The 25280-nt window shown below is 72.2% G+C and carries 27 protein-coding genes; 13 read left to right on the forward strand and 14 right to left on the reverse strand.

From position 1 onward, the window contains the following. Nucleotides 1-95: 95 nt before the first annotated feature. The 8 genes from CRP50_RS17985 to CRP50_RS18020 are packed head-to-tail and all read right to left on the reverse strand — an operon-like array spanning nt 96 to nt 7639. Nucleotides 96-932, reverse strand: coding sequence for a sulfite exporter TauE/SafE family protein (locus tag CRP50_RS17985; protein WP_097280569.1), 837 nt, complete (start codon nt 930-932; stop codon nt 96-98). Nucleotides 933-936: 4 nt separating this feature from the next. Continuing rightward, the gene (gene cobM / locus CRP50_RS17990; RefSeq protein WP_097280570.1) at nt 937-1704 is read right to left on the reverse strand and encodes a precorrin-4 C(11)-methyltransferase; all 768 of its coding nucleotides are present in this window, start codon (nt 1702-1704) and stop codon (nt 937-939) included. A 2-nt stretch (nt 1705-1706) separates the two neighbouring features. Next, nucleotides 1707-2201, reverse strand: a complete 495-nt coding sequence (locus tag CRP50_RS17995) for a hypothetical protein (RefSeq protein ID WP_097280571.1) — start codon at nt 2199-2201, stop codon at nt 1707-1709. Beyond that, entirely contained in the window at nt 2198-4000 is a 1803-nt protein-coding gene (cobJ, locus tag CRP50_RS18000; protein ID WP_097280572.1) for a precorrin-3B C(17)-methyltransferase, read from the reverse strand. The genes CRP50_RS17995 and cobJ overlap by 4 nt, the downstream gene beginning before the upstream one ends. Next, on the reverse strand, nt 3997-4698 hold the full coding sequence (gene cobI, locus CRP50_RS18005) for a precorrin-2 C(20)-methyltransferase (RefSeq protein WP_097280573.1): 702 nt from the start codon (nt 4696-4698) through the stop codon (nt 3997-3999). Before cobI ends, cobJ begins: the two co-directional genes overlap by 4 nt. Next, nucleotides 4695-5912 carry a precorrin-6y C5,15-methyltransferase (decarboxylating) subunit CbiE gene (cbiE, locus tag CRP50_RS18010; RefSeq protein ID WP_097280574.1) on the reverse strand — a complete coding sequence of 406 codons (1218 nt, stop codon included), beginning with the start codon at nt 5910-5912 and terminating at the stop codon, nt 4695-4697. Before cbiE ends, cobI begins: the two co-directional genes overlap by 4 nt. Beyond that, nucleotides 5909-6565, reverse strand: a complete 657-nt coding sequence (locus CRP50_RS18015; protein ID WP_097280575.1) for a precorrin-8X methylmutase — start codon at nt 6563-6565, stop codon at nt 5909-5911. The genes cbiE and CRP50_RS18015 overlap by 4 nt, the downstream gene beginning before the upstream one ends. A gap of 15 nt (nt 6566-6580) precedes the next feature. After that, on the reverse strand, nt 6581-7639 hold the full coding sequence (locus CRP50_RS18020; protein ID WP_176525248.1) for a sirohydrochlorin chelatase: 1059 nt from the start codon (nt 7637-7639) through the stop codon (nt 6581-6583). A 247-nt stretch (nt 7640-7886) separates the two neighbouring features. Here CRP50_RS18020 and CRP50_RS18025 point away from each other — a divergent pair, with 247 nt between their 5' ends. Together CRP50_RS18025 and CRP50_RS18030 are read left to right on the forward strand one after the other, a co-directional pair. Then, entirely contained in the window at nt 7887-8786 is a 900-nt protein-coding gene (locus CRP50_RS18025; protein ID WP_097280576.1) for a hypothetical protein, read from the forward strand. Between the two features lie 61 nt (nt 8787-8847). Continuing rightward, complete coding sequence (locus CRP50_RS18030) at nt 8848-10074, forward strand: DUF418 domain-containing protein (protein ID WP_097280577.1); 1227 nt, start codon at nt 8848-8850, stop codon at nt 10072-10074. Nucleotides 10075-10083: 9 nt separating this feature from the next. Here the strand turns inward: CRP50_RS18030 and CRP50_RS18035 are convergent, their stop codons facing one another. The 5 genes from CRP50_RS18035 to CRP50_RS18055 are packed head-to-tail and all read right to left on the reverse strand — an operon-like array spanning nt 10084 to nt 13464. Beyond that, nucleotides 10084-10497 carry a PRC-barrel domain-containing protein gene (locus CRP50_RS18035; RefSeq protein WP_097280578.1) on the reverse strand — a complete coding sequence of 138 codons (414 nt, stop codon included), beginning with the start codon at nt 10495-10497 and terminating at the stop codon, nt 10084-10086. 49 nt (nt 10498-10546) lie between these two features. After that, nucleotides 10547-11194, reverse strand: coding sequence for a VOC family protein (locus CRP50_RS18040; protein WP_097280579.1), 648 nt, complete (start codon nt 11192-11194; stop codon nt 10547-10549). Next, complete coding sequence (gene thpR / locus CRP50_RS18045) at nt 11191-11736, reverse strand: RNA 2',3'-cyclic phosphodiesterase (RefSeq protein ID WP_097280580.1); 546 nt, start codon at nt 11734-11736, stop codon at nt 11191-11193. Before thpR ends, CRP50_RS18040 begins: the two co-directional genes overlap by 4 nt. A gap of 18 nt (nt 11737-11754) precedes the next feature. Then, the gene (locus tag CRP50_RS18050) at nt 11755-12885 is read right to left on the reverse strand and encodes an FIST N-terminal domain-containing protein (protein ID WP_097280581.1); all 1131 of its coding nucleotides are present in this window, start codon (nt 12883-12885) and stop codon (nt 11755-11757) included. Nucleotides 12886-12897: 12 nt separating this feature from the next. Continuing rightward, nucleotides 12898-13464, reverse strand: coding sequence for an arylesterase (locus CRP50_RS18055; RefSeq protein ID WP_245913519.1), 567 nt, complete (start codon nt 13462-13464; stop codon nt 12898-12900). Between the two features lie 205 nt (nt 13465-13669). Between CRP50_RS18055 and CRP50_RS18060 the strand changes: the two genes are divergently transcribed. The 3 genes from CRP50_RS18060 to CRP50_RS18070 are packed head-to-tail and all read left to right on the forward strand — an operon-like array spanning nt 13670 to nt 17599. Then, a complete protein-coding gene (locus CRP50_RS18060; RefSeq protein ID WP_245913520.1) occupies nt 13670-14317 on the forward strand; it encodes an ABC transporter ATP-binding protein in 648 nt (215 codons plus the stop codon). Continuing rightward, complete coding sequence (locus tag CRP50_RS18065; RefSeq protein WP_097280584.1) at nt 14314-15048, forward strand: class I SAM-dependent methyltransferase; 735 nt, start codon at nt 14314-14316, stop codon at nt 15046-15048. Before CRP50_RS18060 ends, CRP50_RS18065 begins: the two co-directional genes overlap by 4 nt. Nucleotides 15049-15052: 4 nt before the next feature. Continuing rightward, nucleotides 15053-17599, forward strand: a complete 2547-nt coding sequence (locus CRP50_RS18070) for an ABC transporter permease (RefSeq protein ID WP_245913521.1) — start codon at nt 15053-15055, stop codon at nt 17597-17599. A 220-nt stretch (nt 17600-17819) separates the two neighbouring features. Here the strand turns inward: CRP50_RS18070 and CRP50_RS18075 are convergent, their stop codons facing one another. After that, complete coding sequence (locus CRP50_RS18075) at nt 17820-18701, reverse strand: AEC family transporter (protein WP_097280585.1); 882 nt, start codon at nt 18699-18701, stop codon at nt 17820-17822. A 138-nt stretch (nt 18702-18839) separates the two neighbouring features. Between CRP50_RS18075 and CRP50_RS18080 the strand changes: the two genes are divergently transcribed. From CRP50_RS18080 to CRP50_RS18115, 8 genes are all read left to right on the forward strand, one after another. Beyond that, on the forward strand, nt 18840-19301 hold the full coding sequence (locus tag CRP50_RS18080; RefSeq protein ID WP_097280586.1) for an HPr kinase/phosphorylase: 462 nt from the start codon (nt 18840-18842) through the stop codon (nt 19299-19301). Further along, the gene (gene rapZ / locus CRP50_RS18085; RefSeq protein WP_097280587.1) at nt 19298-20260 is read left to right on the forward strand and encodes an RNase adapter RapZ; all 963 of its coding nucleotides are present in this window, start codon (nt 19298-19300) and stop codon (nt 20258-20260) included. The genes CRP50_RS18080 and rapZ overlap by 4 nt, the downstream gene beginning before the upstream one ends. After that, a complete protein-coding gene (locus CRP50_RS18090) occupies nt 20257-20661 on the forward strand; it encodes a PTS sugar transporter subunit IIA (protein ID WP_097280588.1) in 405 nt (134 codons plus the stop codon). The genes rapZ and CRP50_RS18090 overlap by 4 nt, the downstream gene beginning before the upstream one ends. 28 nt (nt 20662-20689) lie before the next feature. Further along, a complete protein-coding gene (locus CRP50_RS18095) occupies nt 20690-20956 on the forward strand; it encodes an HPr family phosphocarrier protein (protein ID WP_245913522.1) in 267 nt (88 codons plus the stop codon). After that, nucleotides 20946-22712: a phosphoenolpyruvate--protein phosphotransferase gene (gene ptsP, locus CRP50_RS18100; RefSeq protein ID WP_097280590.1), complete on the forward strand. Its 1767-nt coding sequence runs from the start codon at nt 20946-20948 to the stop codon at nt 22710-22712. The genes CRP50_RS18095 and ptsP overlap by 11 nt, the downstream gene beginning before the upstream one ends. 338 nt (nt 22713-23050) lie before the next feature. Continuing rightward, nucleotides 23051-24343: an adenosylhomocysteinase gene (gene ahcY / locus CRP50_RS18105; protein WP_097280591.1), complete on the forward strand. Its 1293-nt coding sequence runs from the start codon at nt 23051-23053 to the stop codon at nt 24341-24343. A 133-nt stretch (nt 24344-24476) separates the two neighbouring features. Further along, complete coding sequence (locus CRP50_RS18110) at nt 24477-25067, forward strand: zeta toxin family protein (protein ID WP_097280592.1); 591 nt, start codon at nt 24477-24479, stop codon at nt 25065-25067. Beyond that, on the forward strand, nt 25064-25276 hold the full coding sequence (locus tag CRP50_RS18115) for a hypothetical protein (RefSeq protein ID WP_097280593.1): 213 nt from the start codon (nt 25064-25066) through the stop codon (nt 25274-25276). The genes CRP50_RS18110 and CRP50_RS18115 overlap by 4 nt, the downstream gene beginning before the upstream one ends. The last annotated feature ends 4 nt before the right edge of the window (nt 25277-25280 follow it).

Here is a 25280-nt window from a genome sequence, read left to right on the forward strand (position 1 = left end):
GGGCGCGTGCCGCGCCCTTGGCTCCCGCGCCAGGAGGCGCGCGGCGCAGTCGCGCCGTGCACCCGGCGAGGGGCTCCGCCCGTCACCGGGTGAGCCTACCCCACCAGCCCCCACAGCATGCGCAGGGCCGTCAGGAACAGGAAGACGGCGAAGGCGGCGCGCAGCTTGCGGGGGTCGATGGCATGGGCGATGCGGGCGCCCCAGGGCGCGGCCAGCACCGTGCAGGGCACGATGAGCGCGAAGCCGACGAGGTTGACGTAGCCGACCGTCCCCGGCGGCAGGTTTTCCGCCCCCAGGCCCGACAGCAGGAAGCCGATGGCCCCCGGCACGCCGATGATGAGGCCGATGGCGGACGCGGTGCCGACGGCGCGGCGGATGGGGTAGGCGAAGGCCGAAAGGATCGGCACCGACAGCGTGCCGCCGCCGATGCCCATCATGACGGAAATCCCGCCGATCACCACGCCGAGGGCGCCTTGCGCCGGCTTGGAGGGCAACTCGCCGCGCAGGGTCCAGCCCTCCTTGCGGAAGGCCATGTTGGCGGCGACGGCGAGCGCCACCACGGCGAACACGCCCGTCAGCACCGGCCCCTTGACGCCCGTGCCGACCACGGTGCCGATCACCACCCCGACGAACACCGCCGGACCCCAGCGCTTCAGCAGATCGAGGTCCACCGCCCCCTTGCGGTGATGGGCGCGGATGGAGGAGAGGGAGGTCGGGATGATGGTGGCGAGCGAGGTGCCGACCGCCACGTGCATACGCACCGCCTCGTCGACGCCCAGCAGCGTGAACAGGTGGAACAGCATGGGCACGATGACGATGCCGCCGCCGACGCCGAGAAGCCCGGCCAGCACGCCCGCCGCCACACCTGTCACCAGCAGGGCGGCGACGAGGCCGGCGAGGAACCACGGGTCGGCGGCGAGCAGGGCCTCCATGCCGTCAGTCCGCCGCCGCCGGGCGCAGCACGTGGGTGTGGTCGGCGGCGTAGAGGCGGCTGTCGGTGAAGGCACCGTCCTGATCGAACACCCGGCCGACCAGGATGAGCGCGGTGCGGGTGATGCCGGCCGCCTTCACCTGGGCGCGGATGTCCGACAGGCGCCCGCGCAGGATCTGCTGGTCCGGCCAGGTGGCGCGGTAGACGATGACCACCGGGCAGTCGGCGCCATACAGCGGCGTCAGCTCGTCCACCACATGCTTAAGGTTGTTGATGGACAGGTGGATGGCGAGCGTGCCGCCCGACTTGCCCAGGGTCGCCAGCGTCTCGTCGTTGGGCATGGCCGAGGACCGCACGGCGGTGCGGGTGAGGATGACGGTCTGCGCCACGTCGGGCAGAGTCAGTTCCTGGCACAGCTCCGCCGCCGCCGCCGCGAAGGCCGGCACGCCGGGGCAGACGTCGTAGGGAATGGACAGCGCATCGAGCCGGCGCATCTGCTCGGCGATGGCGCCATAGACGCTGGGGTCGCCGGAATGGACGCGGGCGACCGCCTTCCCCTCCGCATGGGCCCGTTGCATGATCGCAATGATCTGGTCGAGGTGCAGGGGGGCGGTGTCCACCACCTCGGCGCCGGCGGGCGCCTCGGCCACCACCTCGCGCGGCACCAGCGACCCGGCGTAGAGCACCACCGGGCAGCGGCGGATCAGGTTCAGGCCGCGCACGGTGATGAGGTCGGGGGCGCCGGGGCCGGCGCCGATGAAGTGGACGGTCATGGTCAGAGGACGTCCTTCAGGATGTCGAGGATGAGGCGGGTGCCTTCCTGCACCAGCACGACGTCGCTGCCCACCACCACCGGGCGGGCGCCGCGGTAGGACGGCAGGCGGCCGAGCAGGTCGGCGGGCAGCGGCAGCATCTGCACGTCGTCGGGCAGGCGCTGGCCGCGCTGGATCTGGCGGGCGATGCCCGGCGGCACCTTGCCTTGCTTGGCGAGGCCGGGCGGCAGGGCGCTCGGCGGCGTGCTGCGGAAGTAGTCGCCGATCAGCTGGCGCTCCAGCTCGCCGAGCACGGCGGCGGCCACCGCATCGCCCAGGTCGGGGGCGCCGGTGCCGGTCACCTTGGCCGGCTTGCCCTTGTCCGGCCCCTTGTCGGCCTTGTCCGGCTTGCCGGCGTGCTCGGGCTTGCCCTTGCCCTCCGGCGGGGATGCGGCGGCCGGGCCGGCGACGGCGAGGGCGGCAGCGATGGCGGTCGGCAGCAGGAAACGACGGATCATGCGGTTTCTCCCATGGCGACGGGCTCACCCAGCTTGGCGGCATAGCCGCGCGGCGTATAGAGCCAGCGGCGGCCGCCGTGGTCGACGAGGCGGCTTTCGCGGCTGCCGACCAGCACCAGCGTCAGCATGTCGGCCATATCGGGCGAAAGTTCGGCGAGCGTGGTGACGGTGACGCATTCGTCGGGCCGGCCGAGGTTCCGCGCCAGCACCACCGGCGTCGTGCCGGGCCGGCCGGTCAGCAGGATCTCGCGCGCCCGCGCCAGATGGTCGCGGCGGCGCTTGGAGACGGGATTGTAGAAGGCGACGACGAAATCGCCGGCGGCGGCGCCGCGCAGGCGGGCGTCGATGACCTCCCACGGCGTCAGCAGGTCCGACAGCGAAATGGTGCAGAAGTCGTGGCCGATGGGGGCGCCGGACCGTGCGGCGGCGGCCTGGATGGCCGAGACGCCGGGTTCCACCGTCACCTCCACGAAGCGCCACGCCGGGTCGGCCTCGTGGGCGATCAGTTCGAACACCAGGGTCGCCAGGGCATAGATGCCGGCGTCGCCCGAACACACTAGCGCCACGTCGCGCCCCTGCCCGGCCAGGTCGAGGGCGGCGCGGGCGCGGTCGGCTTCCGCCCCCAGGTCCGACTGGTGGCGCCGCTTGCCCGCGGCGGCCGGGCCGAGCAGATCGAGGTAGAGGCCGTAGCCCACCAGGTCGCTCGCCCGCGCCACGGCGGCGGAGACGGCGGGCGTGCGCCAGCCGGCCTGCCCCGGGCCGATGCCGACGACCGTAAGCCGCCCGAGGCCACGCCCGACGGCGGCGGCGTCGATGGGCGCCGGGCTGCGGGCGACGGCGCAGGTGGCGCGCGGCGACTTGGCCTTGGGCACCACCAGCGCCGCATCCGGACCGGCGGCGGCCAGGGCGGCGCCCTCGGATACGCCATGGCAGCCGACCTCGGCGAAGACCACGTCCGACGGCGTGGCGAGGCGCGGCGTCTCGCGCTCCAACTCGGCAGCCGTGAAGAACCGCGCCGGCACGTCGAGATCGGCGGCGAGCGCCCGCACCGCCGCCTCGTCGGCCTTGAGGTCGAGCGAGCAGACGCAGGCGACGGCTTTCTCGGACAGGCCGGCTGCGGCCAGCGTGCGCGCCACCAGATCGCGCAACTCGGCCGGGTCGGCACCACGCTCGCAGCCGACGCCGAGCGCCAGGGTCTGCGGGTGGACGACGAGGCCGGTGCAGTCGCGACCCTCGGTGACGGTGACGACATGGGCGGCATCCGTGCTCTGCGGCAGGGCGGCGAGCCAGGGGGCGATGCCGTCGAGGCGTACCGGCTGCCCGGCGGCCAGCGCGGCCATGACCGGCTTGGCGGCGGCGGGGTCGGCGAGGCGCCACCCCGGCGGCGGTTCGTCCAGGGCGATGCCGTGGACGACGTCGCCGGCGGTGGTGACGGCGGCGGCGACGCCCAGCACCTCGGCCAGCCGGCGGGCCAGGGCGTTGGCGCCGTGGTGGCCGCCGAGCAGGGGCACGACGGCCGATCCGTCCTGGGCGACGGCGATCACCGGCGGCTCGGCCTGCTTGTCGGCCAGCAGCGGCGCCACGGCGCGGATCAGGATGCCGGCGGCGCACACCCCGACGATGGGCCGCCCGGCGGCGAACAGGTCGCGGAGGTGGGCGAGCGTGTCCGCGAAGGTGGCGTCCGCCCCCTCCGTCCGTCCGGCGAGGCCGTGGACCTGCGCCTCCGGCAGGGCGGCGGCGAGGCGGCGGGCGAGCGCGAGGCCCGGGCCGGTGAGGGCGACGAAGACGGGAGAGGTCATGGGCGCTTCCGCACGAGCAGCAGGGAAAAATAGGGGACGCCCTCGGCGAGCGCCTCCGGCAGGGTGAGCAGGCGCTGGTCGGGATGGCCGGCGCGCACGACGATGCGCGCGTCCTCCGCCAGGCCGAGACGCGCCAGCACCGCCGCCACCTTGGGCAGATGGCGGCCGAGCTTCATGACGGCGGCGGCATCGGCGGCGACGAGGCGGGCTTCCAGCACGTCCTCGGCGAGCGTCGCCGGCAGGACCGTCAGCACCTCGTCCAGCAGCACGACGGGGCGGGCGGCGACGGCGGCGCAGGCGGTCATGCTGGTGATGCCGGGCACGACGGAGACCGGGAACCGCCCGCCCAGCCGCGCCAGGATATAGGCGAAGGAGCCGTAGAACAGCGGATCGCCCTCGCACAGCACGGCGACGTCGCGGCCCGCTTCCAGGTGCCCGGCGATGGCGGCGGCGGCGGCGTCGTAGGCGGCATTGGCGGATGTGCGGCCGCGCGAGACGAAATCCATGGTGACAGCGATCTCGGTCTTGCCGGGCGGAATCCACGACGCCACCACGGTGCGCGCCATGCTGTGCCCTTCCGGATTGGCGGGCCAGGCGAGCACCGGCGCTTCGCGGATCACCCGCAGCGCCTTCAGCGTCACCAGCTCCGGGTCGCCGGGGCCGACGCCGACGCCGATCAGGGTGCCCGGCGCGCTCACGGCTTCACCGCCACGAGCTGGGTGACGGGCGCCAGCGCCTCCCACAGGTGCAGGCCGCCGGCGGTTTCCTTGAGGTGCGACACGGCGAGGCGCGTCAAGTCGCCGTCCCAGGCGGCGCGGCGCTCCAGCAGGCGGGCCTCGGCCTCGGCGGTGACGGCGTTGGCGACGAGGCGCCCGCCGGGCTTCAGCGCGTCCCAGCAGGCTTCCAGCACGCCGGGGCGCGAGACGGCACCGCCGACGAACACGGCATCCGGTGCCGGCCCGGCCTCGGCCAGGGCTTCCGGCGCGCGGCCGGCGACGATGGTCAGGCCCGGCGTGCCGAGGGCGACGGCGTTGTCGGCGATGAGGGCGCGGCGGCCGTCGTGGCTCTCGATGGCGACGGCGCGGGCATGGTCGGCGGCGCGCATCCACTCGATGGCGATGGAGCCGCAGCCGGCGCCGATGTCCCACAGCAGGGCGTGGGGCCGCGGCTGCAAGGCGGCGACGGTGGCGGCGCGCACCACCCGCTTGGTCAGTTGCCCATCGTGGCGGAAGGCGCCGTCGGGCAGGCCGGGGGTGCGCGGCAGCACGCGGGCGCCGGGGGCGGCGACGCACTCCACCGCCATCACCACCAGATCGGGCGTCGGCTCGGGCGTCCAGGCGTCGGCGGTGGCGTCGCGGCGGCCTTCGGCGGGGCCGGCGAGGTGCCACAGGGCGGTCAGGCGGCTCGGCCCGAAGCCGTGGCGGCACAGCAGGTCGGCCAGCGCAGCCGGCGTGGTGCCGTCGGCACACAGCACCAGCAGGCGGGCGCCGGGGATCAGGTGCGGCACGATGCCCGCCACCGGCCGACCGTGGGCGGTCAGCAGGCGGCAGTCGGCGATGGACCAGCGCAGCCGCGCGGCGGCCAGGGCGAAGGACGACACGTGCGGCAGCACCACCAGCTCGGCGGGATCGAGCCGGCGGCTGAGCGTGGTGCCGAGGCCGAAGTGCAGCGGGTCGCCGCTCGCCAGCACCACCACGCCCGGTCGGCCGCGCAGGGCCTCGACGGCGGCCAGCGTCTCGCGCAGGCCGCCCCACTCCAGCCGCTCGGCGCCGGTGTCGGGTACCAGCGCCAGCTGGCGAGCGCCGCCGACCAGGACGGAGGCCGTTTCGATGACGGAACGGGCGGCGGCGGACAAGCCGGGCAACCCGTCCTCGCCGATGCCGACGACCGTGAGCCAGGGCGCCGCCGTCACGGGCGGTCCTCCTGCTCGGCGTCGAGCGGGGCGGCGAGCGCGTTCACCGCCGCGGCCGCCATGGCCGAGCCGCCGCGCCGGCCGCGCATGGTGACGAAGGGCACGCCGAACAGCGGGGCGTCGGCGATGAGGGCTTCCTTGCTCTCGGCCGCACCGACGAAGCCGACGGGGAAGCCGAGGATCACCGCCGGCCGCGGCGCCCCTTCCGCCAGCAGTTCCAGCAGGCGGAACAGGGCGGTGGGGGCGTTGCCGATGGCGACCACGGCGCCGAACAGGTGTTCGCGCCACAGGTCGACGGCGGCGGCGGAGCGGGTGGTGTCCAGCCGGCGGGCGATGATCGGCACCTCGGGCCGCGACAAGGTGCAGATCACCGGCGACTGCACGCGCCGGCGGATGACGCCGTGCGCCACCATCTCCACGTCGCACAGGATGGGCCGGCCGCCGGCGAGCGCGGCGCGGCCGGCGGTCATGGCGTCGGGCGAGAAGGCGAGGTCGGCGACCGCATCCACCATGCCGCACGCATGCACCACCCGCACGGCCAGCGGCCGCAGCGGCTCGGGCACCGCCGCCAGGTCGGCCTCGCGCCCGATGGTGGCGAAGCTTTCCCGATAGATGGCGGCGGGGTCGCGCAGGTAGGTGTAGCGGCCGCTCATGGCCGGCTTCCTCCGTCAGGCCTTTTCGTCTTCGTTGTCGTGGTGCGGGTGGTCGTGGTCATGGTCGTGGGAATGACCGTGGCCATGATCGTGGTGGTGATGGCCGTGGCTGTGGCCATGATCGTGGTGATGGTGATGCCCGTGACCGTGGTCGTGCCCGTGATGATGATGGTGGCCGTGGTCGCCGTCGGTGCCGATGCCGCGCACGTGGTGGTGATGGCCGGCCTGCACGGCGCCGACGTCACCCTCGTAGCCGATCACCTGCTCGCGGTACTTGCACAGCTGGCAGTTCATGGCGACCGACCCGGCCAGGATGTCGCCGACGCGCTCCACGAAGCTCTCGATCACCATGGGGTGGTCGTTGAGGTAGGGCGCCTTGACGAATTCCACGTCCGGATGGGCGGCGGCCACGGCGTCGGCCTGGTCGTAGATGCGGCGGACCAGGATGCCGGTGAACAGGAAGTACGGGAACACGATGATGCGCTTGAAGCCGAGCTTCACGGCGCGCTCCAGGCCGGCGTCGACGCGCGGGTGGGCGACGCCGGAATAGCACGTCTCGGCCCAGCCGAAGCCCATGCCTTCCCAGAGCATGCGGGCGACCTTGCAGACGTTGGAGTTGGCATCGCTGTCGTTGGTGCCGCGCCCGACCACCATGAGCAGGGTGTCCTGGCGGTCCACCTTGGTGGCGCAGGCGGCCTCGGCTTCCTCGATGCGGGCGGCGGCGGCCTTCAGCAGCTTGGGGTCGATGCCGAGTTCGCGGCCGTATTCCACGCTCAGGCCGGGGAACTCGGCGGCGTAGGAATTGACCTCCCACGGCAGGTCGTTCTTCACGTGGCCGGCGGCGAACAGCATGCCGGGTACGGCGAGGATGCGGGTGACGCCGGCCTCGCGCAGCTTTTCCATGCCGTCGCGCAGGATCGGGCGGGCGAACTCCAGGAAGCCGCTTTCCACGGGGTACTGCGGCAGGCGGTCGCGCAGGTGTTCGGCGAGGCGGGTGAATTCCGTCACCGCTCCCACGTCGCGGCTGCCGTGGCCGCAGAGCATCACGCCGATCTTTTCCGGTTTGCTGGTCATGTGCGCCTGGTCCTTGCCTTCGAGCGTCGTTTCATCCCATTGCCGCGCCTGGTCACGGCCTTCGGGCGGGCGGAGCGGACTATAGAGGCGCCGCCGCCGCCTGTCATGCCCCGTGAGGCGGAGGGGGGCGCCCCTTCGTCATGCCCGCCCTTCCCGTCTCCATAGGGTGGAACTGCCGCCCCCCTTTGAGGTATCCTGCGGTTTCGTTACACCGCCGGAGCGGTCGGGGTTCGGCAAGGGGAACGGCATGACGCAACCCGGGAACGGCACCAGCACCAACGCCGCGCGCGATCCGTCGCGCGCCTTTCTCGTGCGCCTCATCGAAGCCGCCAAGGAAGGCCAGCGGCTCGCCGATCCGCGCGACGTGGAGACGCTGAAGCGCTGGGTGCGCATCTGCGAGGGCATCCCCGACGCGCCCCTCATGCAGATCGTGCCGAAGACCGTGCGCGCCCTGTTCGGCCACCCCGACTACCGCGAGCCGCTCGTCCGCACCGGGCTCGACCCCCGGCAGCCGCTGCAGCACGAGGCCATCGCGCCCTACGTCATCGCTTACCGCCGCTATGTCCGGTCGCGCCGCAACACCGGCGATCCCGGCGAGATGCGCGACACCATCGACCGCCTGCGCAGCGAACTGCGCGAGCTGAAGGCGCAGTTCGACGCCGTCTTCGACAACGCCATGCAGCTGGAGGCGGAGCGCGACCGCCTCGCCCGCGAAAACGACAGCCTGCAGACCCGCCTGCTGGCCGAGCAGATGCGCGCCGAGGAAGCCACCCGCGCCCTCACCGAAGCGCGGCAGAAGGCCTTCCGCCTGTTCCGCGTCTACCTGTTCCTGCTGAAGGAAGAGCGCGACCGCCTGTCCAACGACCCCATGCGCGAACGCCTGCTGACCGCCGAAATCGCCGTCGAGACCCACTCCGCCACCCTGGAGGCCCTCGGCATGCGCGGCGAGGCCGAGGACACGGCGCTCGAGATCCTCGGCGAGCCACTGTTCCAGGAATACTTCCGCGAGACCGACAGCCGCCGCGTGCCCGACCCCGATACCGTGCAGGGCGAGTTGTTCGGCGGCGGCAAGGCGCCCGACCCCAAGAGCCAGGGCGGCAGCGTCCATCCCTTCCCCAAGCCGCGCATCGTCGGCGGCGAACGTTGAGCGCCTGACGGCCTGACGGAGCTGGCGCAACCGCGATACCGGCTGCGGCCGTTCATGCGTCATGAACCAGCACGCAGCGCGGGAGAACCGCCGGGCCGAAGCCTCGCCCGCCGACCGGGACGGGGCGGCGCAGAAACAGCGGGTCCAGGTCATCGACGCCGTCCGCGCCGCCGCCCTGTTCGGGGTGGCCGTCATGAACCTGCGTGCCATGAGCGGCCTGGAGTGGATGACGCCGGACCAGTGGGCGGCGGTGTCCGACGGGCTCGACCGCGTCGTCCACCATGGCCTGATGATCCTGGTGGACGCCAAGGCGCTGTCGGCCTTCTCGTTCCTGTTCGGGCTGTCGTTCTCCATCATGCTGGCGCACGGCGGCGACGACCGCCGCGCCTTCCTGTTCCTGTACGCCCGCCGGCTGGTGATGCTGGCCACCTTCGGCGTCGTGAACTTCACGCTGCTGTTCTGGGGCGACATCCTCATCGACTATGCCGTGCTCGGCGCCCTGCTGCTGCCCTTCGCCTTCCTGCCGCGGCGGGCGGTGCTGGTGCTGGCGGGGCTGCTGCTGGCGGGGGTGCCGCTCGCAATCGCCGCCTTCGCCCCGCTGCCGCCCGGCGGCGAGGACACCAGCGCCGTGGGCGACACGGCGGAGGCGGCGGCGCTGCGCCTCTACGCCACCGGCACCTATGCCGAGGTGGTGGCGCACAACGTCCACCGCTACTTCGCCCTCAGCGATTCGCTGCCGGTGCTCAACGTCTGGTACCTGACCAACATCTTCGGCCTGTTCCTGCTCGGCCTGTGGACCGGGCGCGGGCGCATCCCGCAGACCCTGGACCGCCACCGCACGCTGCTCGTGCGCACCGCCTGGGTCGGGCTCGGGCTCGGGCTGCCGCTGGCGGCGGTCAACGGGCTGCTGGTGGGCGGGGACATGCCGCGGCTGTACCGGGCGACGCTGGTCGGGATCCCGCTGCTCGCGCTCGGCCTCATCGCCGGCGGCACGCTGTGGATGGAGCGCCGCGGCGGCAGCGGCCTGCGGGCGGCCATGGCACCGGCCGGGCAGATGGCGCTGACCAACTACCTCGCCATCGGCGCCCTCGGGCAGCTGTACTTCCACGCCTACGGCTTGGGCCTGCTCGGCCGGGTGGGGGCGGCGGAGGTGCTCGGCCTGGCGGTGGTGGGCTATGCCGCGTTGGTCGGGTTCAGCCACCTGTGGCTGCGCCGCTTCCGCCGCGGCCCGGCGGAATGGCTGTGGCGCACGGTCACCAAGCTGCGGGTCGAGCCCCTGCGGCGCTGAGCCGCCGCCTCAGTCGGGCCAGCGGCCGAGGGTCTTCAGGTCGGCGGGTGTGAGGCTGCTGTCGAGCGCCTGCGCCTCGCCGGGACCGGCCAGCCGCAGGCGGTCGAGCGGCAGCACCAATTCCACCTCGCGCGCCGGGTCGATGAGCCGGGTTTCCAGCACCAGGCCGACGATGCGGTCGCGGTCGTCGCCGAGGAACTCGTCCACCCGGCCGATCTCCCGCCCGTCGGCGCCGCGGACGATCAGGCCCTCGAAGTCGGCCAGCCTGTGGCCGCGCACCTCGATGGTCTGCTCGCCGGCGCCGATCTCGTGCCGGGACTCCGCCGTGGCGCCGCCGAGCGTCCCGCCCTCCGGCACGGCGACGTCGGCCTGGGCGTTGATGGCGGCGACCAGCAGGGCGAGGATGGATGGGCCGGCGGTCATGGCGGGGCTCCCGGTCGTGGCGTCTCCCCCACAACGCGGCACCCCCCGGTCAGGGCTCCGGCAGGTCGATACGGAGCGGCGCACCGCCGTCGGCGCGGGCGACGGTCAGCGTGAGGCGCCACGCCGGCGCATCCGTCTCCACGGTCAGCAGCCCCGCACCCGCCAGGGCGAGAAGATCCGGGTGCGGAACGACCCCCGCAGGCAAGGCGAGCCCGAGGCCGATCACTTCGGTCAGCCCTGCCGCCGTCTGGCGGGCGCCGGCGCGGCCGTCGGTCCAGGCGTCCGGCCGGGCCGCACCGGGCGAGCGGAAGACGAAAGGCTGGCGCGGGTCGGCGCTCAGGTCGGCGACGGTGATGGACAGGCCCGGGGGCAGGTAGGGCGGCGTCCACTCCCACCCCGGCACGGGCAGGTCGCCGCGCAGGGCGATGCCGAAGGGGCAGGCGCCGGTTTCCCGCCACGCCGCGCGTGCCGCCAGGCCGGCCGGCGCGATGGCGGGCGCCGTCAGGGCGGCGGCATCGGTCACCCACAGCAGTTCCAGGTAGCTGTCGTCGAAGCAGAAGCAGGCGTTGGCGGTGCCCTGCCCCGGGTGCTCGCGCCGGAAGCTCTCCGCCAGCCCCGCCGGCGGCGTCGGGTCGGGGTCGCCGAAGACGAAGACGTGGCAGAGCGCCGGGCGGGCGGTGGAGGTGTCGGCGGTCACCCCGCCTCCGTCAGCGGATAGTCGGCTTCGGCCGTGTAGGTGGGGCCGCCGCGGCCGAGGTCGCTGGAAAACAGGGTGAAGCGGTCGACGCGGAAGGGCTCCGACCGGAACAGATTGTGGTGGGCGATGAAGTCCTGGACCTTGTGCACCGGCGCCTGCTTGACGCTCGCCAGGGTGACGTGCGGCGCGAACTTGCGGCGCTCGGGCGGCAGGCCGGTGCTGACCACGGCACGCTCCACCTTGTCGCGCAGGTGAACGAGCGGCGGGTCCTTGGGCACGCCGGCCCACAGGGTATGGGCGCGCTGGCCGTTGTCGAAGGCGCCGATGCCGGCGACGCAGAGGTCGAAGGCCGGCGCCCGCACCTCGGCGAGGGCGTCGTGGATGTCCTCACAGCGGTCCTCGTCCACCTCGCCGATGAAGCGCAGGGTGACGTGGTAGTTCTCCGCCGGCCGCCAATGGGCGCCTGGGATGCCGCCGGTCAGCAGGTCCAGCGCGTCGCGCAGGTCGGCCGGCAGGTCGAGGCCGACGAAGAGGCGGATCATGGCGTCGGTCCTTTCGGATCACAGGAACAGGGTCAGGACGCCCGCGTGGGAATAGAGGCGATTATGGCTGATTTCGCCGCTGCCGAAAAAGCCGGTGAGGGGAAACTCGCCCAGTTCCTCGGCGATGAGGCGGGCTTCGCGGGCGGTGCCGCCGAAGACGCGCGGCCCGCGGGCGAGGCAGCCGACGTAGACGCCGCCCCGCGGCGTGCGGTTGCCGAGGCGCGCCTTCAGGCGGCGCAGCATGGCGCGCATGTCGTCTTCGACCGTGCCGGCATCGCGCCGCACGAAGCGCAGACGCTGCCCGGGCTCGAGCCCGCAGCCGGTGGCGATCCAGCCGTTCTTCGGGTCGATGGCGACCAGCGGCAGCACCTCGAAGTCGCCGCGGTCGGACCCGGCCAGCGGCACCCCGACCCCGACGACGCCGGCCAGCGCCTCCAGTTCGGCGCGGCTGCGGGCGCCGGTCTCCTCGCGCAGGACGTCGAGCGGCAGGCGGTCGTCGAGGCCGGCCACCGCCATGCGCGCCGTCCCGGTCACCGTGTGCCAGCCGCCGATGGGACGGCATCCCTGCGTCACCCCCACCAGCGCCGGCAGGTGACCGCTGAACAGCACGCCCGACAGGCCGCCGCGGGTCGGCAGCCCGGCCACCTGCAGCGGCACCGAGGCGTCGGCCACCGCCGCCGTCACGCCGCCCACCAGGAAGCCCTCGGTCTGGTCCACCAGATCGTGGATGACGAAGGGCAGCGCGCCGTTGTCGGGGTCGCCGTGGACGAGGCCGAGCACCGGCGCGACCGGCCCGACCCAGTCCATGACGTCCTCGTCCGGGCCGTCGCCGTTGCGCATGAGAGTGGCGAGCAGCCGCCAGTCCTCCGCCGGCAGCGGCGCGATCATCACCGACACGGCCGGCGCTTCGTGCTCTTCCCAACCCGTCGCGATGACGCCTGAGCCGACGGCGCCCACCCAGTGCTCCACGCCGGTGCCCTCGCGCAGGGCGGTGAGGACGGCCCCCAGGTCGCGGGCCAGCGCCCGGGTGACGTAGACGAAGCCGAGCGCCTCCCCCGGTTCCGCCCGCAGGCGGGACAGGCAGGCGGCGACGCAGGCCCGCCAGTCGGACCCGCGGCCGAGCGCGTGCAGAAACCTCTCCGCCGTCATGACGTCCCCGGTTCACCCGCCGGCGCGGCGTGCCCGTTCGATCAGGGCTTCGACGTGCGGCAGGATGTTGTCGACGATCACCTGCACCCCGTCGGCGTTGGGGTGCAACCCGTCGGATAACAGATAGCGGTCCTGCAAGGCCACCCCTTCGAGGAAGAATGGGTAGAGCGGCACGTCGAACCGCTCGGCGAGGCGCGGGTAGAGGCCGTCGAAGGCGGCGACGTATTCGGGCCCCAGGTTGCGCGGCGCCATCATGCCGGCGAGCAGCACGGGGATGCCGCGGTCCTGCAGGATCTTCAGGATGGCGGCCAGGTTCTCCTCCGCCTTGGCCGGCGGCAGGCCGCGCAGGGCGTCGTTGGCGCCCAGCTCGACGATGACGGCGTCGGGCGTCTCGCCCGACAGCAGCCACTCCAGGCGGGCGAGGCCGCCGGCCGTGGTGTCGCCGGAAACACCGGCGTTGACCAGCCGCACGTCGTGACCCCTGGTCCGCAGGGTCTTCTCCAGCCGTACAGGGAAGGCGTCGTCGGGCGGCAGGTCGTAGCCGGCGGTGAGGCTGTCGCCCAGCGCCAGGATGGTCACGGGCTCGCCCGCCGCCGCGGCGGCCCCGCCGCTCCCGGCGTTGACAAGGGAGAACACGAGGCCAAATGTGCAGAGGGCTCGCAGCAGTGGAAATCGCATGACAAGAACATCTCCGGCTTCGTCGATGGCTTCGGCGTCGGCAACGGCATCGTCCCCCGCCCCCGTATCGTCCAACGCCCCGACCATCGATATGCGGTCGGTTCACGTGACCTTGGAGGGGCCGGCCGGCCCGGTCAACATCCTGCGCGGGCTCGACCTCACCGTTCACCCCGGCGAGGCGGTGGGCGTGGTGGGGCCGTCGGGCAGCGGCAAGTCCACCATGATGATGGTGATCGCCGGCCTGGAACGCGCCACCTCGGGCCATGTCGGCGTCGCCGGCCACGACCTGACGGCGCTCGGCGAGGACAAGCTGGCGCTGTTCCGCCGCGACACGCTCGGCATCGTCTTCCAGGGCTTCCACCTGGTGCCGACCATGACGGCGCTGGAGAACGTGGCCGTGCCGCTGGAATTCGCCGGCCGCAAGGACGCCTTCGAGCGCGCCGCCGAGCAGCTCGAGTCCGTCGGCCTCGGCCACCGGCTCGACCACTACCCCGGCCAGCTGTCGGGCGGCGAGCAGCAGCGCGTGGCGCTGGCACGCGCCTTCGTGGTGCGGCCGCGGGTGCTGCTGGCCGACGAGCCGACCGGCAACCTGGACCAGGAAACCGGCGCCCACGTCATGGACCTGCTGTTCGACATGGCCAAGCGCCACGGCGCAACGCTTCTTCTCATCACCCACGACCCGCGCCTCGCCGGGCGGTGCGACCGTGTCGTGTCGCTGCGCGACGGCCGCATCAGCGAGGCCCGCGCCGCATGACCACCGACACCCTCGCCGCCGAAAAAGGCGTCCCCGGCAACGCTTACAAGGCCGACCACGCGCGCCGCTACGACGACACCGTCCGCCGCGTCATTCCCGGCTACGACGCCCTGCACTCCATGACCGGCGTGCTGCTGCGCGACGCCATCCCCGACGACGGCCGCATCCTGGTGGTCGGTGCCGGCACGGGCAGCGAGCTGCTGGCGCTCGGTACCATGGGCCCGCAATGGCGCTTCACGGCCTGCGACCCGGCGTCCGACATGCTGGCGGTGGCGCGCGACCGCCTCGCCGGCCAGCCGGTGGAAGCGCGCACGACCCTGCACGCCTGCATCACCGACGACCTGCCGGCGGCGGAAAGCGGCTTCGACGCCGCCACCTGCCTGCTGGTCATGCATTTCCTGCCCGACGACGGCAGCAAGCTCGCCCTGCTGAAGAGCATCGCCGCCCGCCTCAAGCCGGGGGCGCCGCTGGTGCTCGCCGACATGCACGAGGACCCGGCGAGCGAGCGCTGGCAGCGCATCCTGCGCGCCTGGGCCGGCTGGCAGGTGAGCAACGGCATCGACCCCGAGATGGTGGAACGCGGCCTCCAGCACGTGCGCCGCAGCGTCCACTTCGTGCCGCGGGCGCGCATGGAGGCGCTGTTCGACGAAGCGGGGTTCGAGCCGTCCATGGATTTCTGGCACGCCTTCCAGTTCGGCGCCTTCCTCACCCGCCGCAAACAGGAGGCCTGACCCCATGGCCGACGGCATGCTGAGCCCGCGTCGCTTCACCGGCCTGCCGGTCGCCTGGCGCTTCGCGCTGCGCGAGCTGCGCGGCGGGCTGAAGGGCTTCCGCATCTTCCTCGCCTGCTTGGCGCTCGGCGTGGCCGCCATCGCCGCCGCCGGCTCCATGAACCGGGCGGTGACCACGGGCCTGGCGGAAGACGCCCGCGTGCTGCTCGGCGGCGACATCGAGATCGAGCTGAACTACCGCCCGCCGACCGACGAGCAGTTCGCCCTGATGGAGCGCTACGGCCGCGTCTCGCGCACGGTCGAAATGCGCGCCATGGGCCGCAGCGCCGATGACGGCACCCTGGTGCAGATCAAGGCGGTGGACGACGTCTATCCGCTCTACGGCGCGGTGGAGCTGGACCCCTTCCAGCCGCTGGCCGAAGCCCTGGCCGAGCGCGACGGGCGCCACGGCGTCGCCGTCGATGCCGCCCTGCTGGTGCGCCTCGACCTCGCCATCGGCGACACCTTGCGCATCGGCGACACCGACTATGCGATCCGCGCCACCGTCGCCCGCGAGCCCGACCGCGCCAACACCGTCTTCGCCTTCGGTCCGCGCGTCATGATGGGCGTCGAGGCCTTGCAGGCCTCCGGCCTCGTGCAGCCGGGCGCCCTGGTGGAATACGAGACGCGCATCGCCACCGACCGCCCCGACGCCCTGCGGGCCGAGCTGCTGCAACGCTTCCCCGATACCGGCTGGCAGATCCGCGGCCTTGATCGCGCCGCGCCGGGGCTGGAGCGCTTCCTCGGCAACATCACCCTGTTCCTCACCCTGGTCGGCCTCACCGCCCTGCTGGTGGGCGGCATCGGCGTGGCGAATGCCGTGAAGGCCTTCCTCGACACCCGCATCCAGACCATCGCGACGCTCAAGTGCCTGGGGGCGAGTGCCGAGCGCATCTTCCACATCTACCTCATCCAGATCAGCCTGATCGCCGCCCTCGGCATCGCGCTCGGGCTGGCGTTGGGCGCCGCGGTGCCCTTCGTGGCGGCCGGCTTCCTGAGCGGCCTGCTGCCGGTGGAGGCGCGCACCGGGCTCTATGCCGGGCCGCTGCTGCAGGCGGCCGGGTTCGGCATCCTGACGGCGCTGGTCTTCGCCTTGTGGCCGCTGAGCCGCGCCCGCCGGGTGCCCGCCGCCGCCCTGTTCCGCAGCGTCGTCGCCGTGCCGCGCGGCCGGCCGCACGGGGCGGATCTGGCGGCGCTGGTGGTGCTGGCCGGGCTGCTGGCGGCGCTGACCGTGGTGACGGCCGAGAATCCGGGGCTGGCGGCGTGGTTCGTGGTGGGCTCGCTGGCGACCCTCGGCCTGTTCCGTGCCGCGGCGGCCGGCGTCCAGGCGCTGGCCCGCAGCCAGGCGTCGGGCGCCCGCGGGCGGCCGGGGCTGCGCCTCGCGCTCGCCAACCTGCACCGGCCGGGGGCGCCGACCGCCTCGGTGGTGCTGTCGCTCGGCCTCGGCCTGACGGTGCTGGTGGCGGTGGCGCAGATCGAGGGCAACCTGTCGCGCCAGATCAATGAAAGCCTGCCCGACGAGGCACCGTCGTTCTTCTTCATCGACATCCAGCGCGACCAGATGGAGCCCTTCCGCCGCGTGGTGGAGAGCGTGCCCGGCGCCCGCGTGCTGCAGACCGCCGACATGATCCGCGGCAACATCGTGCGCCTGAACGGCGAGCCGGTGAACGAGGCCACCGTCGACCCCGAGGTGCGCTGGGCCGTGCGCGGCGACCGCGGCCTGACCAGCGCCGACCGGCCGCCCGCCAATGCCACCGTGGTGGCCGGGGAGTGGTGGCCCGAGGGCTACGACGGCCCGCCACTGCTCAGCCTGGCGCGCAACATCGCCGAGGGGCTGCACATCGGCGTCGGCGACACGGTGACCATCAACGTGCTGGGGCGCGAGATCACCGGCACCATCGCCAACCTGCGCGAAGTCGACTGGGGCACGCTGGAGATGAACTTCAGCTTCATCCTGTCGGAGAACACGCTGGCCGGCGCGCCGCGCTCGTGGATCGCCACCGTCGATGCTCGCGGCGACGCCGCCAATGGGCTGGAGAAGGCCATCTCGGCCGAACTGCCCAACGTGTCGGGCATCCGCGTCGATCAGGCGCTGGCCGCCGTCAACACGGTGATGGAGGCGGCCGGCAACGCCGTGCGCGCCGTCGCCGCCGTGACGCTGGCCGCCGGTGCCCTGGTGCTGGCGGGCGCCATCGCCGCCGGCCATCGCCGCCGCGTCTACGACGCCGTGGTGCTGAAGGTGCTGGGGGCGACCCGGCGCGACGTGCTGCGCGCCTTCCTGGTGGAATACGGCATCCTGGGCGCCGCCACCGGCGTCATCGCCGTCGCCATCGGCTCGGTGGTGGGCTGGGCGGTGCTGACCTTCGTCATGCGCGGCGCCACCTGGGCCTGGTTGCCCGGCATGGCGGGCGGCACGGTGGTGCTGTGCGTCGCCATCACGCTGGCGGCGGGCTTCGCGGGCACGTGGCGGGCGCTGGGGGTGAAGGCGGCACCGCTGCTGCGCAACGAGTAGGGGGTGGGGGCGGGCCCTTTCGCCCTTCCCCTCTCCCATCATTGTCATGGCCGGACTTGATCCGGCCATCCACGGCGCCACGATCGTCGGCCGCTTCCCCGCCGCCCCAGCGAGAGGGCCGTGCATAGGCGGCCGATGCCGGGGACGCCGTGGATGCGCGGATCAAGTCCGCGCATGACAAGGAGGGGGAATGGAGGTTGGCGAGGGGCAGAAGGCCCCCCTACAGCACCACCAGCAGCAGCAGCGGCAGCGTGGCGAAGGACAGCGCCGTGGAGATCACCACCATGCCCGCCACCTGCTCCGGCGCCGAGTGGTAGCGCACGGCGAAGAGGTAGTTGAACACCGCCACCGGCATGGTGCTCTCCAGGATCACGACGCCGCGCGCCGCCCCTTCCATGCCCAGCGCCTCGGCCGTGCCCCAGCCGATGACGAAGCCGACGGCGAGGCGGAACACCGCCAGCACGGCGCTGCGGCCGAGCGTCGCCACCTGCAGCCGGCCGAGCGAAACGCCGAGCGTCAGCAGCATGAGCGGGATGGTCATGCCGGCCAGCAGGGTGACCGTGTTGTCGACCCACTTGGGCAGCGTGACCCCGCCCATCATGAGCGCCAGCGCGACTACGACGGAAATGACCACCGGATTGCGCACGATCTCGCGCACCGAAAAGCGGCCCGAGGCGACGCCCATGCCCAGGGTGAACTGCATCACCGCGAAGACCACGAAGTACCCGATGGCGAGCGCCAGCCCTTCCTCGCCGAAGGCGAACAGGCAGAGCGGCAGGCCCATGTTGCCCGTGTTGCCGAACACCAGGCCCGGCAGGTAGGCGCGATAGGACCACCCCATCACCTTGAGGAAGCCGAAGGCCACCAGCGCGTTCACCGACAGGGCGATGAAGGCCGCGCCCGCCATCTCGGTCAGCGCCTCGCCGGTCAGGTCGGCCTTCAGCAGCACGTTCACGATCAGGCACGGCACGCCGATGTTGATGACGAGCAGCGTCACCATGGGCGTGTCGAAGGTCTTGCCGCTGCGCCCCCACAGCCAGCCGATGAGCGCGATGAGGAACACCGGCGCGATGACGGAGAACAGGGTCTGCAGAACGTCCATGGGCGGCGGCGGCTCTCGGCGGCGGGGCGAAGGGCCGCAGGCTAGCAGCGGCGGGCGGTGGAGGGAAGCGGGCGGGGAAATGGCCCCCATCCGCCGCCGTGCATTGACACCGGCCGCGGGCGCGCCCACCCTTCCTCCATGACCACCACCATCCACGCCACCACGGTGGCGCTGTCCGGCCACGGTGTCCTGCTGCGCGGCGAGTCGGGAAGCGGCAAGTCCGATCTCGCCCTGCGCCTGCTCGACGACGCCCGCGGCGACGTGCGGCTGGTGGCCGACGACTATACCGACCTGAGCCTGCGCGACGGCGCCCTGTGGGCCGCCGCCCCCGTCACCATCGCCGGCCTGCTGGAGGTGCGCGGCCTCGGCGTGCTGCGCCTGCCGGTCGAGCGGGTGCAGGCGGAGGGCGCGCGGGTGCGCCTGTGCATCGATCTCGTGCCGTCGGACACGGTGGAGCGCCTGCCCGCCCCCGCCGCCGTGACTCTGCTGCCCGATCAAGTCGTTCCGCTGGTCCGCCTCGACCCCTTCGCGGCGAGCGCGCCGGCCAAGGTTCGGCTTGCGGTCGGGCTCGCTGTGGGGGATATACTTCCCGCACCATGACCGTCGAGCGAGACACCGCGCCGCCCGCAGCGGCCCAAGACCACCAAGCGCCGCTCGCCGTCGGCGGAGCGGGGCGCGTGGTCGTCGTCACCGGGCTGTCGGGCGCCGGCAAGACCACGGCGCTGAAGGCGCTGGAGGACATGGGATGGGAGGCGGTGGACAACCTGCCGCTGGCCCTGCTCGACGGCCTGCTGCACGCCGGCGGCGGCATCCGCCGGCCGCTCGCGCTCGGCATCGACATCCGCACCCGCGATTTCGACGTCGCCGCGCTCAAGCGCATCATGGCCGCCCTGCGTGCCGAAAACGACCTCGACGCCCGCCTGCTGTTCCTCGACAGCGACACCGAAGTGCTCATGCGGCGCTTCACCGAAACCCGCCGCCGCCACCCGCTGGCGGTGGACCTGCCGCTGCTCGACGGCATCCAGATCGAGCGGCAGATGCTGAAGCCCCTGCGCGACGCCGCCGACGTGGTCATGGACACCACCCGCCGCCCGCCGCGGGAACTGCGCGCCGACCTCGAGAACCTCTTCGCCCTCGGCGTTTCCCCCGGCCTGACGGTCTGCGTCACCAGCTTCGGCTTCCGCGAAGGCCTGCCGCGCGACGCCGACCTGGTGTTCGACGTTCGTTTTCTGACCAACCCGCACTACGTCCCCGACCTGAAGCCGTTCACGGGGCTGGATGCGCGGGTTGCGGCCTATGTGGAGGGCGACCCCGACTGGGGCGCCTTCTACGGCAACCTCACCACCCTTCTGGACCCGCTGCTGCCGCGCTACGAGGCCGAGGGGAAGAGTTATCTGACCATCGCCATCGGCTGCACCGGCGGCAAACACCGCTCGGTCTTCACCGCCGACCGGCTGGCGCGGTGGCTGCGCGAGCGGGGCTTGCGCGTCATCGTCCGTCACCGCGACGTCGATCCCCAGGCCTTGCCCGAGGGGTGGGAGAAGAGGGAAACCCTATGATCGGTATGGTACTCGTAACCCACGGCCGGCTCGCCGACGAGATGGTGGCGGCCCTGGAACACGTGGTCGGTCCGCAGGAGCAGATCGCCACGGTCTGCATCGGCCCCGAAGACGACATGGAGCAGCGCCGCTCCGACATCCTCGAGTGCGTCTCCCGCACCGACACGGGGGCCGGCGTCGTGGTGCTGACGGACATGTTCGGCGGCACGCCCTCCAACCTCGCCATCTCCATCATGGACAAGGCGAAGGTGGAAGTGATCGCCGGCGTCAACCTGCCCATGCTCATCAAGCTGGCCTCGGTGCGCGGCACCAAGGATCTCGCCGACGCCGTGGCGGCCGCCCAGGAAGCCGGGCGCAAGTACATCAACGTGGCCTCCAAGCTGCTGACCCAGGAATCGTGAGGCCGAGACCATGGGGACCGTCCAAGACATGATCCGACGCGAGGCGACCATAAAGAACAGCCGCGGCCTGCATGCCCGTGCCGCGGCCAAGTTCGTCAAGCTCGCGGCCGAGTTTTCCGCCGACATCACCGTGGTGAACCGCGGGCAGGAAGTATCGGGGCGCTCCATCATGGGGCTGATGATGCTCGCCGCCTCGCCCGGCACCACCATCGAGATCCGCGCCGCCGGCGGCGACGCCGAGGCGGCCGTCGCGGCCATCGTCCAGCTCATCGACGACAAGTTCCATGAAGACTGACGGGGCGCCGCGCACAAGCCGGCGGCTCGAAGGCCTGGGGGTGGCGCCCGGCATCGCGGTGGGAACGGTGCACGTCCACGACGCCGGTGCCCTGCACGCGCCGGAGTACCGCATCCCCCCCGGCCGCATCGAGTCGGAACAGAAGCGCTTTGCCGACGCCGTCCAGGCCGCGACGCGCCAGCTCGGCACGCTCAAGCGGCGGGCCGGCAAGCTGCCGGGCGCGGCGGGCGAGGAACTCGGCTACCTGCTCGACGCCTACCAGCAGATGCTGGGCGGCTCGCGCCTCGTGCGCGGCGTCAACGCCCGCATCGCCGAGCAGCGCCTGAACGCCGAGGCGGCGGTGAAGCACGAGATCGGCGACCTGCTGACCGCCTTCGCGGCCATGGAGGACAGCTATCTCGCCGGCCGCATGGTCGACATCCGCGACATCGGCCAGCGCCTCATCCGCAACCTGACCAAGACGCCGGTGCGGGCGTTCTCCTCCCTCGGCCGCAACACCATCATCGTCACCGAGGAACTGAGCCCGGCCGACACCGCCCTGCTCGACCCCGACACCGTCAGCGGCTTCGCGACGGAAGTGGGCGGTGCCGACAGCCACACCGCCATCATGGCGCGCTCGCTCGGCATCCCGGCGGTGGTCGGCGTCCAGGGGCTGACCCATGCGGTCTACAGCGGCGACGCCATCGTCATCGACGGCACCGCCGGTCAGGTGATCCTCAATCCCGACGAGGAGACCCTCTGCCTCTACCGCAAGCGCCGCGCCGACTTCCTGCGCCAGCGCCGCAGCCTGGGGCGGCTGCGCGAGGTGCCGGCCGTCACCCGTGACGGCTGCCGCATCCACCTCAACGCCAACATGGAACTGCCGGCGGAGATCGACGCCACCCTGGCCGCCGGCGCGGAAGGCGTCGGGCTCCTGCGCAGCGAGTTCCTGTTCATGAACCGCGACGACCTGCCCGACGAAGACGAGCAGGTGGAGCTGATGCGCCCGGTGGTGGAGGCCATGGACGGCCGCCCCGTCACCGTGCGCACCCTCGATGCCGGCGGCGACAAGCTGGGGTCGCTGGTCGGCGGCCGCATCTCGCCCAACCCGGCGCTGGGGCTGCGGGCCATCCGCCTCAGCCTCGCCCACGTCGACCTGTTCGAGGCGCAGCTGGCGGCCATTCTGCGGGTCGGCGCCTACGGGCCGGTGCGCATCCTGCTGCCCATGATCGGCACGCCCGAGGAACTGGTGCAGGCCCGCCGCATCATGGACCAGGTGGTGCGCCGGCTGCACCGCAAGCGCGTGCCCCTGCCCGACCCGCTGCCGCCGCTCGGCGTCATGATCGAGGTGCCGGGCGCGGCGCTGGCGGCCGATGCGCTGGCCTACCACGCCGACTTCTTCGCCATCGGCACCAACGACCTGACCCAGTACACGCTGGCCATCGACCGCTCCGACGACACCGTGGCACACCTCTACAACCCGCTGCATCCGGCGGTGCTGCGCCTCATCCAGTTCAGCTGCGAAGCCGCCCACCGCGCCGGCATCCCGGTCTCCGTCTGCGGCGAGATGGCCGGCGACCCGCGCCTGACGCCGCTGCTCCTCGGCCTCGGGTTCCGCGAGCTGTCCATGTCGTCGACCAACATCCCGCGGGTGAAGCACCGCATCCGCCAGATCGGCCTGCACGACGCGGCGCGGCGCGCCATGGCCATCATGAGCGAATGGGACGCCGCCCGCATCGGCGCCCTGCTCGACGACTACAACGCCGCGCTGGCCTGAAGGAAGGATGCGAGGGAGGGGAGGCCCTCCCTCGCGCTCCCTCCGGGAGGGGGCGTCGTCCTCCACGGCATCCGCCCGGGGAGCCGTGGATGCGCGGGTCGAGCCCGCGCATGACAAGGTGTTGAAAAACAACCCGAATTGTCATGGCCGGACTTGATCCGGCCATCCACGGCGTCTCCGGCCGCGGCCACCGGCACCGTCCTCCACGGCGCACGGTGGGAAAAGGCCGGCCACCCCTCCCCATTCGCATCACCATATAAAGATATCTTTATATCCCCCTTGCCAGCGGGCCGGCGCGAGGGTATATCCTCCCCAATGCCCAAGCCTGGAGGACCCCCATGAGCTTTACCGATTTCAAGGTCAAGGACATCTCGCTGGCCGATTGGGGCCGCAAGGAAATCGCCATCGCCGAAACCGAGATGCCCGGCCTGATGGCGCTGCGCGAGGAATACGGCGCGGCCCAGCCGCTCAAGGGCGCCCGCATCGCCGGCTGCCTGCACATGACCATCCAGACCGCCGTGCTGATCGAGACGCTGACCGCGCTCGGCGCCGAAGTGCGCTGGTCGTCGTGCAACATCTTCTCGACCCAGGACCAGGCCGCCGCCGCCATCGCCGCCGCCGAGATCCCGGTGTTCGCCTGGAAGGGCATGTCGGAAGAAGAGTTCTGGTGGTGCATCGAAGCCACCATCGAGGGCCCCAACGGCTGGCGCCCGAACATGATCCTGGACGACGGCGGCGACCTCACCCAGATCATGCACGACAAGTACCCCGAGTTGCTCGCCGACGTGCGCGGCATCTCGGAAGAGACGACCACGGGCGTCCACCGCCTGTACGAGATGGCCAAGAAGGGCACGCTCAAGGTGCCGGCCATCAACGTCAACGACAGCGTCACCAAGTCGAAGTTCGACAACCTCTACGGCTGCCGCGAAAGCCTGGTGGACGGCATCAAGCGCGCCACCGACGTGATGCTCGCCGGCAAGGTCGCGGTGGTCTGCGGCTACGGCGACGTGGGCAAGGGCTCGGCCGAGTCCCTGCGCAGCCAGGGCGCCCGCGTGCTGGTCACCGAGATCGACCCGATCTGCGCCCTGCAGGCTGCCATGGAAGGCTATCAGGTCACCACCATGGAAGACGCGGCGGCGGCCGGTGACATCTTCGTCACCACCACCGGCAACAAGGACGTCATCACGCTCGACCACATGCGCGAGATGAAGGACCGGGCCATCGTCTGCAACATCGGCCACTTCGACAGCGAGATCCAGATCTCGGCCCTGCGCAATTACAAGTGGCACAACGTGAAGCCGCAGGTGGACGAGGTCGAGTTCCCCGACGGCAAGCGCCTGATCGTGCTGGCCGAAGGCCGCCTGGTGAACCTGGGCTGCGCCACCGGCCACCCGAGCTTCGTCATGTCCGCCAGCTTCACCAACCAGGTGCTGGCGCAGATCGAGCTGTGGAACCACGCCGACAAGTACGACCGCCAGGTCTACGTGCTGCCGAAGGCGCTGGACGAAAAGGTCGCCATGCTCCACCTCGCCAAGCTGGGCGTGAAGCTGACGACCCTGAGCAAGGACCAGGCCGACTACATCGGCGTGCCGGTCCAGGGGCCGTTCAAGCCGGACCACTACCGCTACTGATCCGGCGGTACGGTCGAGCAAAAGGGGCGTCCGGCGGCAGCCGGACGCCCTTTTCGCATGTGCGGCGGCGTGCGTTGCCAGACTCAACCTGAAGGGGTACGCTTTCCGGCGCAACGTCAGGGGAGGCGGCGGCATGGCGGAGACGGTGCCGTGGTTCTGGATCATCGGCGGGCCCAACGGGGCGGGGAAGACGACCATCGCGTCGGTGGTCGTTTCGGCCGTCGCGCCGTCGGCGCAGTTTCTGAATGCCGACATCATCGCAAGCGGGCTCGATCCGCAGCAGCCGGAACGCGCTGCGATGCAGGCGGGCAGGCTGTTCCTCGACCGGTTGTCGGAGGAACTGTCGGCGCGCCGTCCGGTCGTGGTCGAAAGCACCCTGTCGTCCAGCAGATACGCCCGTCTGGCGCAGGATCTGAAGGGCCAGGGCTGGCGTGTCGGCCTGATCTACGTCTATCTGCGGGAGGCGGCCCTGTCGCCGCACCGCATTGCTTCGCGGGTCAGCCGTGGCGGCCACTTCGTGCCCACGGCTGACGCCATCCGGCGGTACGATCGGAGCCTCGGGCTCCTGCGCCGCCACTTGGATCTCGCCGACTGCTGGACCATATACGACAACAGCGGCAGCGAACCCGTACTTGCCGCGCGAGGAGCCGGGATGCACACTGAGCTTCTGGCCTGTGACGACCGTCTCGCCCAAGTGCTTACCCGTTCCGGAGTCCGACCATGACCGACGTCGCGCTCGATCCCGCCTCCCCCGACTTCGCCGCGCAGTTGACCGTCCGTGTCAGGCAGGCTGTGCGGGATGCCATCGCCGATCATGGCGCCGCCGGTACCGACATCGCCTACATGAAGGACGGCGCTATCGTCGTCGGTCCGGCCTCCGATCTGATCGCGGTCACGGACGCCCGGCCGCAGCGCCGCGCCGCCGGCCGATGACGCT

Origin of the sequence: Caenispirillum bisanense (genome assembly GCF_900230255.1) — a bacterium.
GTDB classification, from domain to species: domain Bacteria; phylum Pseudomonadota; class Alphaproteobacteria; order Rhodospirillales; family Rhodospirillaceae; genus Caenispirillum; species Caenispirillum bisanense_A.